The organism is Halorubrum depositum (genome assembly GCF_007671725.1).
GTDB classification, from domain to species: Archaea; Halobacteriota; Halobacteria; order Halobacteriales; family Haloferacaceae; genus Halorubrum; species Halorubrum depositum.
The window spans coordinates 1,018,854-1,034,215 of record NZ_VCNM01000001.1; the positions used below are offsets into that span (position 1 = coordinate 1,018,854).

At 71.8% G+C, this 15,362-nt stretch carries 14 protein-coding genes; 9 read left to right on the forward strand and 5 right to left on the reverse strand.

The features are described 5' to 3' along the window. Nucleotides 1-40: 40 nt before the first annotated feature. Nucleotides 41-1,801: a glutamate--tRNA ligase gene (locus FGM06_RS05260; RefSeq protein WP_144798085.1), complete on the reverse strand. Its 1,761-nt coding sequence runs from the start codon at nucleotides 1,799-1,801 to the stop codon at nucleotides 41-43. A 321-nt stretch (nucleotides 1,802-2,122) separates the two neighbouring features. On the opposite strand from FGM06_RS05260, the gene FGM06_RS05265 reads away from it, so the two are divergent. After that, complete coding sequence (locus tag FGM06_RS05265) at nucleotides 2,123-2,350, forward strand: hypothetical protein (RefSeq protein ID WP_144798086.1); 228 nt, start codon at nucleotides 2,123-2,125, stop codon at nucleotides 2,348-2,350. 34 nt (nucleotides 2,351-2,384) lie between these two features. Here the strand turns inward: FGM06_RS05265 and surE are convergent, their stop codons facing one another. Together surE and carA are read right to left on the reverse strand one after the other, a co-directional pair. Beyond that, a complete protein-coding gene (gene surE, locus FGM06_RS05270; protein ID WP_144798087.1) occupies nucleotides 2,385-3,293 on the reverse strand; it encodes a 5'/3'-nucleotidase SurE in 909 nt (302 codons plus the stop codon). Between the two features lie 208 nt (nucleotides 3,294-3,501). After that, nucleotides 3,502-4,563 (reverse strand): glutamine-hydrolyzing carbamoyl-phosphate synthase small subunit, encoded by a 1,062-nt coding sequence (gene carA / locus FGM06_RS05275; protein ID WP_144798088.1) that lies wholly within the window; start codon nucleotides 4,561-4,563, stop codon nucleotides 3,502-3,504. A gap of 96 nt (nucleotides 4,564-4,659) precedes the next feature. On the opposite strand from carA, the gene FGM06_RS05280 reads away from it, so the two are divergent. Then, nucleotides 4,660-5,073 (forward strand): Lrp/AsnC family transcriptional regulator, encoded by a 414-nt coding sequence (locus FGM06_RS05280; protein WP_144798089.1) that lies wholly within the window; start codon nucleotides 4,660-4,662, stop codon nucleotides 5,071-5,073. A gap of 131 nt (nucleotides 5,074-5,204) precedes the next feature. Here FGM06_RS05280 and dpsA read toward each other — a convergent pair whose 3' ends face one another. Continuing rightward, nucleotides 5,205-5,753: a DNA starvation/stationary phase protection protein DpsA gene (dpsA, locus tag FGM06_RS05285; protein ID WP_144798090.1), complete on the reverse strand. Its 549-nt coding sequence runs from the start codon at nucleotides 5,751-5,753 to the stop codon at nucleotides 5,205-5,207. 230 nt (nucleotides 5,754-5,983) lie between these two features. Between dpsA and FGM06_RS05290 the strand changes: the two genes are divergently transcribed. Together FGM06_RS05290 and FGM06_RS05295 are read left to right on the forward strand one after the other, a co-directional pair. Further along, a complete protein-coding gene (locus FGM06_RS05290; RefSeq protein ID WP_144798091.1) occupies nucleotides 5,984-7,459 on the forward strand; it encodes a HEAT repeat domain-containing protein in 1,476 nt (491 codons plus the stop codon). A 54-nt stretch (nucleotides 7,460-7,513) separates the two neighbouring features. Beyond that, a complete protein-coding gene (locus FGM06_RS05295) occupies nucleotides 7,514-9,295 on the forward strand; it encodes a phospholipase D-like domain-containing protein (RefSeq protein ID WP_394348608.1) in 1,782 nt (593 codons plus the stop codon). 27 nt (nucleotides 9,296-9,322) lie between these two features. Here FGM06_RS05295 and FGM06_RS05300 read toward each other — a convergent pair whose 3' ends face one another. Continuing rightward, complete coding sequence (locus FGM06_RS05300; protein WP_144798092.1) at nucleotides 9,323-11,269, reverse strand: DHH family phosphoesterase; 1,947 nt, start codon at nucleotides 11,267-11,269, stop codon at nucleotides 9,323-9,325. A 153-nt stretch (nucleotides 11,270-11,422) separates the two neighbouring features. Between FGM06_RS05300 and FGM06_RS05305 the strand changes: the two genes are divergently transcribed. The 5 genes from FGM06_RS05305 to FGM06_RS05325 all read left to right on the forward strand — a co-directional run bounded on the left by FGM06_RS05305 (nucleotide 11,423) and on the right by FGM06_RS05325 (nucleotide 15,357). Continuing rightward, nucleotides 11,423-11,944, forward strand: coding sequence for a Mov34/MPN/PAD-1 family protein (locus FGM06_RS05305; protein ID WP_144798093.1), 522 nt, complete (start codon nucleotides 11,423-11,425; stop codon nucleotides 11,942-11,944). Then, on the forward strand, nucleotides 11,941-12,402 hold the full coding sequence (locus FGM06_RS05310; RefSeq protein WP_144798094.1) for an adenylyltransferase/cytidyltransferase family protein: 462 nt from the start codon (nucleotides 11,941-11,943) through the stop codon (nucleotides 12,400-12,402). Before FGM06_RS05305 ends, FGM06_RS05310 begins: the two co-directional genes overlap by 4 nt. A 69-nt stretch (nucleotides 12,403-12,471) precedes the next feature. Continuing rightward, nucleotides 12,472-13,875, forward strand: a complete 1,404-nt coding sequence (locus tag FGM06_RS05315; protein ID WP_144798095.1) for a heme o synthase — start codon at nucleotides 12,472-12,474, stop codon at nucleotides 13,873-13,875. A gap of 78 nt (nucleotides 13,876-13,953) precedes the next feature. Further along, nucleotides 13,954-15,087: a sensor histidine kinase gene (locus FGM06_RS05320; protein WP_144798096.1), complete on the forward strand. Its 1,134-nt coding sequence runs from the start codon at nucleotides 13,954-13,956 to the stop codon at nucleotides 15,085-15,087. A 27-nt stretch (nucleotides 15,088-15,114) separates the two neighbouring features. After that, nucleotides 15,115-15,357: a SelT/SelW/SelH family protein gene (locus FGM06_RS05325; RefSeq protein ID WP_144798097.1), complete on the forward strand. Its 243-nt coding sequence runs from the start codon at nucleotides 15,115-15,117 to the stop codon at nucleotides 15,355-15,357. Nucleotides 15,358-15,362 lie beyond the last annotated feature (5 nt).

Sequence of the window (15,362 nt, forward strand, 5' to 3'; positions counted from 1 at the left end):
CCGGACTGCCGATCCGCTCAGCGGGCGGACCGGAGGCGGCTCACGGGTGCGCGTAGTAGGCGACGAGGTCCTCCTCGCCGGTCGGTCCGTCGGCCTCGTCGGTCGGCTCGGGGTCGAAGTCGTCGATGCGGGCGAACCCGACGCGCTCGAACTGGACCAGGTCGTCGACGGCGGCGTCCGCGACCGCGGGCTCGGCGACCCCGCGCACGTCGCCCTCGACCGCACGCACGAGCGTCTCCAGACCCTCGTCCGCGGGGACCCAGTGGACCACGTCGACGTCGCCCTCGCGGACGACCTCGATGTCGTCGCCGACGTACTCGAACGCGTTCCGGGTGTACCGGACGCAGCCGAACCCCTTGAGCCAGACGCGGTCGCCGCGGGCGGGGAGATCGGACTCCTCGATCAGCACGCGTCCGGCGGGGACCGCGCGAGTGCCGCGGTCCTCGTGGTCCGGGTGCAGCGGCGGGTGTCCGGCGTCGGGACCGCCGGCCACGTCGAGCGCGACGGCCGGGTCGTCGTCGCGGTCGCGCACGAGGAAGTACCGGTTCGCGTCGTCGTCGACCAGGTCGCGGTTGTTCGCGTACACCGACGACATCGCGAGATCGACGTCGGAGGTGGACATCCCCAGCTCCGTCATCGAGTCGACGAGCGCCTGTCCCCGGATGCCGCGGCGGCGCATCGAGCGGATCGTCGGCGCGCGCGGGTCGTCCCACCCGGTCAGCTCGCCCGCCTCGATCAGCGCCTTGATCGTCGACGTGGAGAGCGTCACGTCGTACTCGTCGACCTGCACGTGGCCCCAGTGGAGCACCTCGGGGTACTCCCAGCCGAAGTAGTCGTAGACGAACCGCTGGCGCTTCGCGGAGTCCTGGAGGTCGATGCCGCGGATGATGTGGGTGACGCCCGTGAGGTGGTCGTCGACGCCGGACTGGAAGTCGAGCATGGGCCAGCAGCGGTACTCCGCCGCTTCTTCGCGCGGGTGCGGCGTGTCGATCATCCGGAACGCGACCCAGTCGCGAAGCGCGGGGTTCTTGTGCTCGATGTCGGTCCGCACGCGGAGCACCATCTCGCCGGCCGAGTAGTCGCCGTCGACCATGGCGTCGAACTCCGCGCGGACCGTCTCGGCGTCCTTCTCGCGGTGCGGGCACGCCTCGGCGTCGTTCTTCAGCGCGGAGAACGTCTCGCCGGAACACGAGCAGGTGTAGGCGCCGCCGGCGTCGATCAGGTCGCGGGCGTGCTCGTAGTAGGTCTCCAGCCGGTCGGACGCCTTCAGCACGCGGTCGGCCTCGAAGCCGAGGTACGCGATGTCCTCGAGGATGGCGTCGTACGCGTCGAGGTCGGGCCGCTTCGTCTCCGGGTCGGTGTCGTCGAACCGGCAGATGAACTCGCCGTCGTACCGCTCCTTGTACGTCCCGATCACGGCGGGCATCCGGGCGTGGCCGACGTGCCACGGGCCGTTGGGGTTCGGCGCGGCGCGCATCACGACCTCGCCGTCCTCGGCGTTCGGGAGCTCGGGGAGGACGTACTCGTCCTCCTCGTCTTCGGCCTCCAGCTCCGCGAGCTTGTCCGGCGCGAGCTCGCCCAGCCGCTCGCGGCGCTCGGCCTCGTCCATGCCGGCGACCCGGTTCACGACCGGCGCGACGACCCCGGGGATCTCGTCGCCGTGCGGTCTGAAGTCGGGGTTCTCGCCCATGAGCGGGCCCATGATGGCGCCCACGTCCGGGTCGCTGTCGTGTTTGAGCGCGTTGAACAGCGCGGCGGCCTCGCCGGCCGCCTCGACGCGCTCGCGGAGTTCGTCGTCCATGCCCGTCGGTTGTCGGGGTCGGCTCAAAAGCGCCGCGGAACCGCGGAGGGAGGAGTCAGCGCGGGTAGGGGCACCTGCTACCAGCGCGCGGACGGACTTAAACGACCGAGACCGTTCACGGCGAGAGGCCGATGAGAGCGGCCGAAACGCCCGTGAACGGTCGAGAAGCTTATCAGGAACGACGGGTTACGTGTCCGATCTGCGGCCGCCGATCGCCGCGGTTCGCCGGCTTGATATCGCGTCGCGCCCTGGGTGGGGCATGAACACGGGAGCGACTCGACGCGCCCTCCGACCGGCGGAGGGGTCGGCGTGGTAAGACCCATGTCGGACGCGGAGCGCGACGCGGGGAACCGCAAGATCAAGGTCGGCTTCCTGCTGCTCGTGGCGGTCTCGCCGCCGCTCATCGCCCTCCAGTGGAACGCGACGCCGCTGGAGCTGCTCGCGGCGCTCGGCGTCGGGATCCTGTTGGGGGCGCTGCTCGTGTGGTACCTCGGCCGGCTCGCCGACGAGTTCACCGGCGGCTCGCGGCGACCGAGGCGGCGCCGGTAGGCGCGGTCCGGTCTCCCCGAGGCCGCGTCGGACCTCAGTCCCCGTCCGGTCGCGGGGACGGTTCGGCGCCGACGGCGACGACCTCCCCCGCGCGGTCGCCGGCGACGGACCGCGACGACGACAGCGGCGAGACGCTCACCTCGCCCTCGACCGCCGCGAGCCGGTCGGATCCCGGGTCGTCGGCGACGTCGCCGCGGAGGAACTCCCGCCAGAAGCGGTCGCGGAGCTCCATCCCCATCTCGCCGCGCCGCTCGCCGAACTCCCACCCCTCGGGGACGTTCTCGTCCTCCGGCCCCTCCTCGCCCGGTCGGAACTCGATCACGTCGAAGCCGCGCGCGGGCTCCGTCAGCCGGTAGGTCGGGTCCGGGGCGGCCTCGTCGTCCGCGGCCGGCGCGTTGACGTTCAGCACGTCGGCGCCGAAGGGGAGGGCCACCGATCCCCCGTCCCCGGCGCCTTCCCCGCCCCGGTCCTCGGCGCGGTCGAGCAGGTCGAGCACGGCCTCGGCGGCGAGCGCGAAGTCGGCGGCGTCGAGCGTCGGCGGGACGGGGAGGTTCCCCCGGTCGTACAGCGAGACGGCGATCGCCGGTGTACCGAGGAAGGCGGCCTCCATCGCGGCGCCGACCGTCCCGGACTGCCCGAGGATGTGCGCGCCGATGTTCGGCCCGTGGTTGCAGCCCGAGACGACGACGTCGGGGTCGAGCCCGAGCGCCACCTCGGCGACGGCGACGCAGTCGGCGGGGGTCCCCTCCACCGCGTAGCCGGCGTCCGTCTCCGTGTACTCCACGGTGGTGTCCCACCAGGACCGGGCGCCGCCGACCCCGGACTGGTTCCGCTTCGGCGCGACGACCGTCACGTCGTGCTCGCGCGAGAGCGCGTCCGAGAGCGCCCGGATCCCGACGGCGTCGATCCCGTCGTCGTTGGTGAGGAGGATCTCGCGGGTCATGGAGGCCACTGCGGGGGGCCGAGACAAAACGCCGCCGGTAGCGGACGGACGCGGCGGCCGAGAGACGGAAGCGGAAGCGGCGAAAGGTGACGAGGGTGTCCGACGCGGGAACCGACAGGCGTCGGGCGGGTGGTACTCCGGGGTGGTCAGCTGAAGGGCTCCGCGGGCGGGGGAGTCGGCGCTCCCGAGGCGGCGAGCGCGGCGGCGGTCAGTCGGCGGCCACGTGCGGCGTCGACTGCGCCAGGTCCAGCACCTCGTCGAAGAAGCCGAGCGAGTCGTGCGGGCCGGGGTTCGCCTCGGGGTGGTACTGGCGGGTGATGACGTCGAGCTCCTCGCTGTCGAGCCCCTCGACGGTGTCGTCGTTGACGTTCACCTGCGTCACCTCCAGCGGGCCGGTGTCGTCGACCGTGTAGCCGTGGTTCTGCGTCGTCATCACGACCTTGTCGGTGCGGAGGTCCTTGACGGGCTGGTTGACGCCGCGGTGGCCGAACATCATCTTCTCGGTGGAGCCGCCGAGCGCGCTCGTGATCACCTGCTGGCCGAGGCAGATACCGGCCATCGGCAGGTCGCCCGCGAAGGCGTCGACGACCCCCTGGGCGGCGACGAAGTTCTCCGGGTCGCCCGGGCCGTTCGAGACGAAGAGGACGTCGGGGTCGACCGCGGCGACGTCCTCGGAGGTCGCGTCGTACGGGAGGACGTGGACGTCCGCGCCGCGCTCGGTGAGCGAGGAGATGATCGACCCCTTCGCGCCGCAGTCGAGCATCGCGACCGTGGCGGCGCCGCCGCCCTCGTGGACGGTCGGCTCCGTCACGGACACCTGCGCGCCGATGTCGACGTGGTCGCTCATCGGCTCGCACGCCTCCATCTCCGCGACCGCGTCCTCGGGGGTCGCGTCCGGCCCGGCGGCGATCCCGCAGGCCATCGCGCCCTCCTCGCGGACGGTCGTGACGATTTCGCGGGTGTCGACGTGGTCGACGGCCGGGATCTCCTCGCCGGCGAGCCACTCGGCGACGTCCTCGGTCAGCTCGCGGGCGATCGCCGCGCGGGGCTGGACCGACTCGGACTCGAACCGCTCGGTTCGGACGCCGTAGTTCCCGATCAGGGGGTACGAGAAGGTGAGGATCTGTTCGGCGTAGGAGGGGTCGGTGAGCGACTCCTCGTAGCCGGTGTACGCGGTCGTGAACACCAGTTCGCCACGGGTGCGCCCCGGCGCACGGGCGCGCGCTTCGAGCACGCGTCCGTCGGCCAGCGCGATGTAGGCGTCCGACATTACGAGAAACGTACGCGCAGATGGTAATAAATGCGTCGTTCGTAGATTCGTTACGATATTCGTAACGAGTAAGTCGACGGGGAGAGTGGGTCGGGTATGGACGACCTCGACCGCCGGATCCTCTCGATCCTGCGCCGGGACGCGCGGACCCCGTACACGGAGATCGCCGACCGAGTCGGCACCTCGGAGGGGACCGTGCGAAACCGCGTCGACCGCATGACAGACGAGGGGATCATCGAGCGGTTCACCGTCACGACCCGCACCGGCAACGTGAAGGCGATGATCGAGATCTCGGTGGAGATGAACGTCGACACCGCCGCCGTCGGCGACCGCATGGTCGAGTGGGAGGAGGTGGACTTCGTCTGGCAGGTGTCCGGCGAGGACGACGTCGTGCTCGTCGTCGACGCCGTCGACACGCGCGCCGTCAACGAGCTGATCTCGCAGGCCCGTGAGATGGACGAGGTGAAGTCGACGAAGACGCGGCTGATCCTGGACGAGCGGCTCGGCTGAGTCGGCTCAGCGCCCGCCGGAGCCGTTACTGATGGGTGGAAAAACGGGAGAATTCGGACGAGCGACGCCTCGCACCTCGTCGGCCGGAAACGACCGACGAAATCCGTCTGGAAGCGACGGACGAAACGCGTCTATTCGAGCGTGCCCTGGCTGACGAGGGTGTCGTCCTCCAGGTAGTGCTCGATGTGGTGGCCGTGCTCCTCGACGTCCATGAGGACCTCGCGGAGCTGTTCCTCCGTGTTGTAGTCGCCGAGGTTGTTGGCGAGCTGGATGTGCTCGCGGAGCTGTTCGATGATGTCGCCGAACATCTCCAGGTCGTTCTCCAGCGACGTCCGGATGTCGTAGGCGTCGGCGTCCTCGGGACTCACCGGCGCGTGCTCCTCGTAGTTCGCGCCGCCCGAGAGCGGCACGCCGCCGAGCGCCTGCGCGCGCTCGGCGATCACGTCGGCGCCCTCCTCGAGGTCGGCGGCGACCTCGCCGAGGTAGACGTGGATGTCGTGGAACTCGGCGCCCTCGACGAGCCAGTGGTGCTTCTTGATCTGGTGATACAGCACGTACGTCGCCGCGAGGTCGGTGTTGAGCGCGTCGACGAGCTGCTCCGCCTTCTCCTCGGGGACGCGGAGGGCCTCGCTCTCGTGAACGTCGCCGTAGCGTTGACGGGCCTCTTTCTGGGTACTCATGTCTACCTCTACGTACGCGCGGGGGTCACTTAACTGTTTTCACGAATGTAATCAGAGTTCAAGATATAGAAAATTATTTTTCTGGTTATTCACATCCGCGACAGAGTCGTGGGGGTCAGCGGGACGCTCTCCACCCGAGGGGCGCGCTCGGGTCCCGCTCGTCTCGGCCCGATTCGGATTCGCCCGCGAAGGGAAACGTCTTAATGGACTACGCGCGCAGTTCGTGGTGTATGAGCAACGGCGACGACGACCCGGCCGACGCCTCCGAGGAGGCCGACGCCGCGGACGACGCGGAGGAGGCGGGGGGCGCCGGCGAGTCGACGGACGCGGCCGCCGCGCCGACGCTTCCGGACGAAGCGACCGAGGACTCGCTGAACGAGTACCTCGACGAGATCGCGGCGCTCCTCGACGACGCCGAGACCGAGGCGGACCTCGACGACGTCGACGCTCTCCTCGACGACGCCGAGGTGGGGATCGAGGAGGCCGGCCTCCCCGAGCCCGACGAGGACGACGAGGACGCCGACGACCCGCGCGGCGACCTCGAGGACCGCGTCGCGGAGCTCCGCGAGGGCGTCGAGGACGCCCGCGGCCCCTACGCGGAGGACGTCGTCGACGCGATCGAGAGCGCCGAGGCGACGCTCGAGGAGACCGAGTGGACCGCCGCCGGCCGCGACGACGCCGCCGACGCGGTGACGGCCTTCGTGGAGGCGGCCGCGGACGCCGTCGACGACGAGGTCGACGCGGACGCGATCGAGACGGATCCGGACGCCGTGGACGACGCGCCGGCCGGCGAGGAGACCGGCGAGGACGGGACCGCTGAGGACGAGACCGGCGAAGACGGTTCCGACGAGAACGACCGCATCGACGCCCTCGTCGCCGCCCTCGACGCCGTCGCGGCGGGCGTCGCGGACGCGAACCTCGACCCCGACGACGACGCGGAGACGATCGCCGCCCTCGTCGAGGCGACCGACGCGCTCGAAGCCGGGCTCGAGGACGCCGAGGAGTGGGACGACCTCGAGACCCACGAGCAGCTCCGCGCGCAGGGGTACTACGACGTGCTCGGCCACTACAAGGACTACCCGGTCGAGTGGTCGGCGCTGAAAGAGCACGAGACGCGCGGCAACGTGGACATGATCCTGCTCGCGCTCGACTCGCTCACCTCCGACTTCATGGAGCGCCACTGCCTCGAGGCGCTCGAGCGCATGGGCAAGCGCGGGAAGACCGACGCCGCCGTCGAGGAGCTGCTCGGCCGCGCGGAGAAGCGCGACCAGTTCGCGATCCGCATCCTCGGGAAGATGGCCACCGACGAGGCGACGGAGACCCTCGTGGAGTACGTCCCGGAGGAGTCGAACCCGCAGCTCCAGAAGGCGACGTTCAAGGCGCTCGGCGAGATCGGCGCGAGCGAGGCGGTCCAGCCGCTCGCGGACGCGCTTGTCGACGACGACACCGAGGAGCTCGTCCGCCCGCACGCGGCGCGCGCGCTCGGACTCGTCGGTGACACCCGCGCGGTCGACCCGCTCGCCGACGTGCTCGCCGGCGACGGCACCGACGACACCCGCGCCGCGGCCGCCTGGGCGCTCCGCCAGATCGGCACCCGCGAGGCCCTCGAGACCGTCGCCGAGTACGCCGACGAGCGCTCGTTCATCGTTTCGACCGAAGCCGAGAAGGCGCGGCGCTCGCTCGACGCGGCGTCGGCGCCCGCCTGACGACGATCGCCGTTCGGCCGACTCCTTTTATCGGATGCCGGGGGCAGACCCCTCGTGTCGCCCGCACCCTCTCGTCCCGAGACCGCCCCGGGCGCGAGCGAACCGATCGCGCGCGCCTCGGCCGCGAGCGTCGCCGCCGTCGCGCTCGGACTGCTCGTTTTGGCAGCCGCCGCGCCGGTCGCGGCGGCGGGCGACGCCGGAACCGGCGCGGCGGTCGGCGGCTCTGACCGGAACGGCGTCGTCGCGCAGTCGAGCGACGAGCCGGAGAACCGGACGCTCGTAGCGGAGCAGCCGCGGATCCTCGAGCTGTTCCCGAACCCGACGGCGGCGGAGAACCGCGGCGAGTACCTCGTCGTCCGGCTCCCCGAGCGCGGGAATTGGTCGCTCTCCGACGGCTACCACGAGGCGGCGATCCCGGCGAACGCGAGCGGCGTCGTCGCGCTCTCGATGGACCCCGCGAACGCGACCCCCCTGCTCGACGACGAGACCGCGGTCGGCGCCCACGGCGCTCACGACGACGGCGCCGGCACCCCCGAACTTCGCGCCCTCGACGACCACTTCCCTCTCGCCGCGTCCGGCGATCGGGTCGAGCTCCGCCGGAACGGGACGGCGGTCGCCGTGGTCGACTACGAGAGCGCGCCGGAGGGCCACCGCTGGCGAGCTGACTGGGGCGAGTGGCGACCGAGGGGGTACGATGCGCGGTCCGCGACCGGAACCGCGAACGCGACCGTGCGGCCGTTCGTGCTGCCGGACACCCCCGGGATGCCGGTCGAGCCGCTGCGCGGCGCGGAGGACCGGCTACTGCTCGCCGGCTACACGCTGGGGTCCGAGCGCGTCGCCGACCTGCTCGTCGCCGCCGCCGAGCGCGGCGTCGACGTGCGCGTCCTCGTCGAGGGGTCGCCGGTCGGCGGGTTCTCCGCGCGGAGCGCGCGGCTCCTCGACCGGGTCGCCGCCGCCGGCGTCGAGGTGCGCGTCCTCGACGGCGATCCCGAGCGGTTCCGCTTCCACCACGCGAAGTACGCCGTCGCCGACGACCGCGCGGTCGTCCTCACGGAGAACTGGAAGCCGTCCGGCACCGGCGGTCGGACCAACAGGGGATGGGGCGTCGTCACCGGGACGCCACGGTCGGCGGCCGCCGGCGAGACGGCCGCGGACGACCTCGCCGCCCTGTTCCGCGCGGACGCCGCGGCCCCCGACGCCCGGTCGTGGGAGGCGTTCCGCGCGGATACGGAGTTCCACGAGGGCGGCGCGGCGAACGGAAGCTACCCGACGCGGTTCGAGGCGCCCGCGCCGACGGCGGCGGACGTCGAACTCCTGACGGCGCCCGGGAACGGTGCCGGCCGGTTGGTCGAGCGGATCGACGCCGCGGACGACCGGGTGCTGGCGCTCGTCCCGCGAACCGGGGGCCTGGATAACCGCCTCGTCCGGGCGCTCCGGCGGGCCGCCGAGCGCGGCGTCGACGTCCACCTGCTGCTGTCGAACGCGTGGTACGACCGGGAGGAGAACCGTGCGCTCGTCGAGGCGCTCGCGGACGAGCCGGTCGAGGTCGCCGTCGCGGAGCCGCGCGGCCGGTACGGGAAGGTCCACGCGAAGGGTGTCGTGATCGACGACACCGCGGTCGTCGGGAGCCTCAACTGGAACGCGGGCGCCGCGACGGAGAACAGAGAGGTGCTGCTCGCGGTCGAGGACGAGGCGGTCGCCGACTTCTACGCCCGGGCGTACGCGGCCGACTGGCGCGGCGGCGGGGTTCACCTGCCGGTCGGGCTAGTCGGGGGACTGGGCGTCGTGGTCGCGGGCGCCGGCGCCGTCGCACGCCGGGAGGTGACGTTCGCGTGACGCTCGCTGAAAATCGGTCGCCGGGAGTCAGTCGTCGAGCGCGGCGGTCGACGAGAGCGCCTCGTCGATCTCCGCCTCGGCCATCTTCTCGACGAGCGTCTCGATGACGGCGCTCCGGCGGCCCTTCACGAACTTGATCGAGCCGACGACGAGGTGGCCGCCGCCGGAGACGCCAGCCTCCGGGAGCTCCTCGTTCAGCTCGGTCACCATGTTCGGGATGTCCAGGCGGACCCCGTCGGACCGGAGCACGCAGAAGTCCGGGCCGTAGCCGATCGTGATGACGGGGTCGCCCGTCTCCCGCACGCGGGTGTCGTGGAGCTCGCCGGTCGTCTTCCCGGGCGCCGGGTAGGTGAACCGGTGGGCGTACTCGTCTAAGTCGATCCGGTAGAGGTGCGCGCCGGAGGCGAGCCGCTCGTGTTCGACGTGGTCGTCGAGCGCGTCGAGCTGCCGGTCGACGTCGCGCTCGGCGCGCTCGGAGAGGAACTCGACCAGCTCCTCGTGGCGCTGTTCGTCCTCGCACCCGACGTTCAGCGCGTCGTTGACGAGGGTCTTCCCCTCGGAGTAGCGCAGCCAGTGGGCGGCGTAGTCGAGGGCCTCGCCGATGTCGAGCAGGTCGGACTCGTCGTAGCCGGCGTCCGCGGCGAGCGCGACGTAGTCGTCCATCGCCTCCGCCTTCGAGCGGTCGGAGAGCCCGGCGACCGCGGGGACGTGTTCGAGCTCCTCCGAAATAGACGGGTCGATCAGCCGCGCGAGCTCGACGCACATCATCCCCGTGGTGACCCGGTAGTCCTCGCCGTGGAGGTACGGGTTGACGTGGGCGTCGAGCAGCGGCTCGACCGCCCCGGGGTCGGGGTGGTGGTGGTCGACGACCGCGATTGGGATGTCGTAGTGCGCGAGGTTCTCGTAGGCGGGGACGTCCTCCTCGGTCGATCCGTTGTCGAGCATCAGCAGGAACGGGAGCTTCTGGCCGTGGCGGGCGCGCCCCTCCAGCGCGAAGTTCAGGTCGCGGGTGACGTCCTCCATCTCGTAGTACGGCGCCTTGCTCGGGAGCCGCTTGAACAGGTGCCGCGCCGCGTCGGGGTCCTCGTGGACGTCGGTGACGAAGTTCTCTAAAGCGAGCTGGACTGGGATCGCCGCGCACATCCCGTCGCCGTCGGCGTGGTGGCGGACGCGGAGCGGGCGCCCCGAGAGCGCGGTCCGGCGGAGGAGCCGGGCCAGCTCGCGGAGCTCCTCGTGGATCGGCTCGAACGCCTCCCACTCGACGAGGGGGTCGACGTCGGCGGGCTCGGCGCGCTCGTCGAGCGCGGCCTCGAACCGCTCGCGGGCCTCCGCGGCCCGCTCGTCGGGGAGCCGCCGCAGGGAGTCGACCTCCAGCTGGAGGGCGTTCTCGCGGGTCTCGACCGTCCCGCCGACGTGGACCATGTCGCCGACCGCGACCTCGGGGTACGCGCGGACGCCGGCCTCCTCGAAGGCGGCGCAGGAGACGACGCCCGAGGCGTCGGCGACGGCGAAGATCGTCGGGCCGCCGGTCTGTTTCGCCTGGACGACCTCGCCCTCGACGGTGACCTCGTCGCCCGGGGAGAGCCCGCGGACGCGGGAGATCGTCGGCTCGTGGGCGACCGTCTCCGTGCGGTAGTCGTCGATGTCCTCGTCGTCGAACGCGACGTCGCCGTTCTCCTTCACCTCGGTCAGCCGGACGATCAGCCGGTCGCCGACGCCGTAGTCGCCGTCGAGGTTCGACTCGTGGACGAGCCCCGAGAGGGCGTCGGAGACGTCGACGAAGACGCCGTAGTCGACGACGCCGTTGACCTCGGCGTGGTACAGCGCGTCGACCGCGGCGTCCTCGAGGGTGCAGTCGGGCGACAGGTCGTAGACGGTCGGCCGGTCGTCGGCCGTCCCCTCCGCCGCGGCGGCGTCGGGTTCGGGGCTCGAATCGCCCCGCGTGCCGGAATCCCCGGCGGTGTTCTCGCTCATGGAAGGCCTTCGGGAACGGGCGGTGTTAAGCCTGTTCTCTCGCGTCTCCGCCGCTCCCGACGTCCGAGCCGACGCCGCCGGCCGCGGCGGCGGAGAGAGCCCGCCGTCGTCCGGTCCGGAACCCCTATGGGGCGACGGCGCCTTCGCTCGCGTATGCGACTGTTCCGCTCGGACGAGCTCCTCGGGATCGCCCGAGAGACGATGGAGTTCGTCCTCGAGGCGAGCGAGGAGACGCACCCCAACGAGTACATGGGGTTCCTCCGCGCGGACGACGCTCGGAAGCTCGATATCGACCGAGACGGACAGGTGATCACCGACGTGCTCGTCATCCCGGGCACGGAGTCGAATCCCACGAGCGCAAGCGTGCGCACGCACATGAAGCCGAACGACATGCGCGCCGTCGGGTCGGTCCACTCGCACCCGAACGGGGCGCTCCGACCGAGCGCGGCCGACCTCGCCACGTTCGGACAGGGAGAGGTGCACGTCATCGTCGGCGCCCCCTACGGATGGGGCGACTGGAAGGCGTTCGACAACGAGGGGAACCAGACGACCCTCGAGGTGCTCGACGTGGAGGTCCCCGACGAGCACTTCTTCGACTTCACGCAGGAGGACATCGACAGCGAGCTCGTCGAGGAGCGCCGCGACGACGGCGGCTTCCTCTCGTGGTTCCGATGACGCGGGTCGTCGCGCAGGGGACCTTCGACCTGCTCCACCCCGGCCACGTCCACTACCTCGAGGACGCGGCGACGTACGGCGACGAGCTCCACGCCATCGTCGCCCGCCGCGCCAACGTCACCCACAAGCCCGAGCCGGTCCTCTGCGCCCGGCAGCGGCGCGACATGGTCGCCGCCCTCGGCGCGGTCGACGAGGCCCACCTCGGCGACCCGGAGGACGTGTTCGTCCCCATCGAGCGACTCGATCCCGACGTTATCGTGTTGGGCTACGACCAGCACCACGACGAGGCGGGCATCGCCGAGGCGCTGGCGGCCCGCGACATCGACTGCCGGGTCGAACGGGCGTCGGGACGGGAGCCACGGTACGAGGACGAACTCCTCTCCAGCGGCGACATCGTCGATCGCGTCCTCCGGCGACGGGGGGAGTCCGGCGGGCCCGAGGACGGCGGGCGGCGGTGAGATAGCCGCGCTCGGCGCGGATCCGCAGAAGCGCGGGACATATATGGGTCCGTTCCCAAACTCGGACAAGTGACGATACCCGACCGATTCCCCGCGGTCCTCGCGGCGACGGCGATGGGCGTGTACCTCCTGCTCGTCGTCGGCGCCACGACCTCGCTCACCGAGGCGGCGGCCGCCTGCTCGGGCTGGCCGCTCTGCGGCGGCGGCGCCGCGCTCCCCACGGAGCGCGCCGGCTGGATCGCGCTCGGTCACCGCGCGATCGCCGCCGTCGTCGGCGTCCTCGTGGCGCTCTCGGTCGCGCTCGCGTGGCTCGACGGGGCGAGTCGCCGCGTCCGCGCGGCGCTCGCGGCCGCGCTCCTGCTGTTCCCGGCCCAGTCCGGCGTCGGCGCGCTCGTCGCCGTCGGCGGGCTCCCCGCCTCGCTCGCCCCCGTCCACCTGCTGCTGGGCGTGACGATCTTCGGCGCCGTCCTCGCCGCGCTCGCGTGGTGGCTGGAGGCGGAGACCGGCGCCCCCGACGACGCGCCGGTCGACTTCCGGCCCGGGACCGACGACCTCCCGCCGGTCGAGGAGGCGCCGGAGCCCGAGATCCCGACGGCGACGGTCCCCCGGCTGAAGGCGACCGCGGCCGCCTACTTCCGGCTGATGAAGCCCCGCCTGATGTGGCTGCTCTGCCTCGTCGCCGCCGCGGCGATGGCGCTCGCCGGCGGCCCGGGGTTCACCCCGTACGTCGTCGGCGCGACGCTGGCCGGCGGCGCGCTCTCGATCGGCGCGTCCGGGACGTTCAACCACGTGTTCGAGCGCGACATCGACAGGCGGATGCAGCGGACCAACGACCGCCCGCTGGCGACCGACCTCGTGCCGGTGCGCAACGCGCTCGCGTTCGGACTGCTGTTGGCGGCCGTCTCCCTCGGCCTCTTCTGGACGGTGAACCCGCTCACGGCGGCGCTCGGGCTGGTCGCCATCGTGTTTTACAGCGTCGTCTACACGCTCGTGTTGAAGCCGAACACGGTCCAGAACACCGTCATCGGCGGCGCGGCCGGCGCGCTCCCGGCGCTCATCGGCTGGGCGGCGGTGACCGGCGAGGTCGGCGGCGGCGGGCTGCTGCTCGCGCTCGTCATCTTCCTGTGGACGCCCGCGCACTTCTACAACCTCGCGCTGGCGTACAAGGACGACTACGAGCGCGGCGGCTTCCCGATGATGCCCGTCGTCCGCGGCGAGACGGCGACGCGCCGCCACATCGTCTGGTACCTCGGCGCGACGCTCGTGGCCGCCGTCGCGCTCGCGGCCGCCGCCGAGCCGCTCGGTGCGCTCTACGCCGCGGTCGGCGTCGCCCTCGGCGCGGTGTTCCTGTGGGCCGTCGTCCGGCTCCACTACGAGCAGACGGAGGCGGCGGCGTTCCGCGCGTTCCACGCCTCGAACGCCTACCTCGGCCTACTGTTATTCGCCGTCGTGTTCGACGCCCTCGTGGTCTGAGGGAGTCGGCGTCGGCGTATCGGAGACGGCCGGACCGGCGTGGTTTATATAGCTCCGCGAGAAAGTCGCGGCAATCGAATGGACGCCTCGCCGAGAGCCGTCGCCCGCTCGCTGTGGCCCGTCTGGGGGCTCGGCGCCGTGCTCGTCCTCTCGCTCCTCGCGGAAGCCGCCGCACTCTCCGTTGGGGTCGCTCCCGCTCCCGGCGGCTACTGGGTGGGGTACGCCTCGACGATACTGGTCGTCGTCGGGGTCGGGTACGCCGTCTACGTGATGCCGAGGTCGGACATCTCGCCCGCCCGGTACCCGCGGCTCAACCGCTGGTGGATCGCGGGCGCGTCGGGATTCCTCCTCGTCAACGTCGGGTTCATGGCGACGCTGCCGACCGAGACGGCGTTTCAGGTGTTCGGCTGGGGTCGATGGGCGATCGGCTTCGGCGGCGGCGTCGGGCTGGTCATCGGGCTGTTCGAGGCGAGAGCGATCGAACGCGAGGTCGCGGCGGAGCGGAGCCGCCTCCGACAGGCCGAGCTCCGCAGCGAGCGCGACCGGCTCGAGGAGTTCGCGAGCGTCGTCTCGCACGACCTCCGGAACCCGCTCAACGTCGTCCGCGGCCGCATCGACCTCGCCAGGCGCGCCCACCCCGAGGACGAACACCTCGAGGCGGCCGAGCCCGCGCTCGATCGGATGGACGAGATCATCGGGGAGACGCTCGCGCTCGCCCGCGAGGGAAAGAGCGTGGACGGCGTCGACGACGTCGACCTCGCCGAGTGCGCGCGCGAGTGCTGGTCGCGCGTGGACGCGCCGGACGCGGCGCTCCGCGTGGACGGATCGGCGACGGTACGGGCCGACCGCGACCGGCTGTCGCACGTCTTCGAGAACCTCTTTCGGAACAGCGTGGAACACGGCGGCCGCGACGTGACCGTTCGCGTGGGGGTACTCGACGGAGGCGACGGCTTCTTCGTCGAAGACGACGGGGTCGGAATCCCGGCGGACCAGGTCGATCGGGTGCGCGAGACGGGGTTCACGTCGTCCGCCGACGGAACCGGGTTCGGACTGGCGATCGTCGACCGGATCGTCGACGCCCACGGGTGGGAACTGCGGATCGCCGAGGGGGACGACGGCGGCGTGCGGTTCGAGATCCGCGGCGTCGAGCGGTCGGAGGAGGCGACGCGAGCGAGCGCCGCCGAAGGGGCCGACCGCGCGCCCCATCGTTAAGTCCGTTCGACCCGAAAAGGAAGACGTATGACCCGAGTCGAGATCGAGTTCTGCGTGCCGTGCGGGTTCTTGAACCGCGCTCAGGACGTCTCGGAGGCGCTGCTCAAGCAGTTCGGCGAGGAGCTCGACGAGGTCGCCCTGGTCACGGGCGACAGCGGCGTGTTCGTCGTCCGCGCGGACGACGAGGTCGTCTTCGACAAGACCGAAGACGAGTACGACGTGGACGCCATCGTGCGCGCCGTCAGGCCGTACGTCGGCGCGGCGGCGTGAGGGCT

Bases quoted from the DNA above. Each gene is read 5' to 3' on its own strand.
- FGM06_RS05320 (WP_144798096.1), top strand. From the start codon at position 13,954: ATGGACGCCTCGCCGAGAGCCGTCGCCCGCTCGCTGTGGCCCGTCTGG.
- surE (WP_144798087.1), bottom strand. From the start codon at position 3,293: ATGACCCGCGAGATCCTCCTCACCAACGACGACGGGATCGACGCCGTC.
- FGM06_RS05290 (WP_144798091.1), top strand. From the start codon at position 5,984: ATGAGCAACGGCGACGACGACCCGGCCGACGCCTCCGAGGAGGCCGAC.
- FGM06_RS05265 (WP_144798086.1), top strand. From the start codon at position 2,123: ATGTCGGACGCGGAGCGCGACGCGGGGAACCGCAAGATCAAGGTCGGC.
- FGM06_RS05310 (WP_144798094.1), top strand. From the start codon at position 11,941: ATGACGCGGGTCGTCGCGCAGGGGACCTTCGACCTGCTCCACCCCGGC.
- FGM06_RS05280 (WP_144798089.1), top strand. From the start codon at position 4,660: ATGGACGACCTCGACCGCCGGATCCTCTCGATCCTGCGCCGGGACGCG.
- dpsA (WP_144798090.1), bottom strand. From the start codon at position 5,753: ATGAGTACCCAGAAAGAGGCCCGTCAACGCTACGGCGACGTTCACGAG.
- FGM06_RS05305 (WP_144798093.1), top strand. From the start codon at position 11,423: ATGCGACTGTTCCGCTCGGACGAGCTCCTCGGGATCGCCCGAGAGACG.
- FGM06_RS05260 (WP_144798085.1), bottom strand. From the start codon at position 1,801: ATGGACGACGAACTCCGCGAGCGCGTCGAGGCGGCCGGCGAGGCCGCC.
- FGM06_RS05300 (WP_144798092.1), bottom strand. From the start codon at position 11,269: ATGAGCGAGAACACCGCCGGGGATTCCGGCACGCGGGGCGATTCGAGC.
- carA (WP_144798088.1), bottom strand. From the start codon at position 4,563: ATGTCGGACGCCTACATCGCGCTGGCCGACGGACGCGTGCTCGAAGCG.
- FGM06_RS05325 (WP_144798097.1), top strand. From the start codon at position 15,115: ATGACCCGAGTCGAGATCGAGTTCTGCGTGCCGTGCGGGTTCTTGAAC.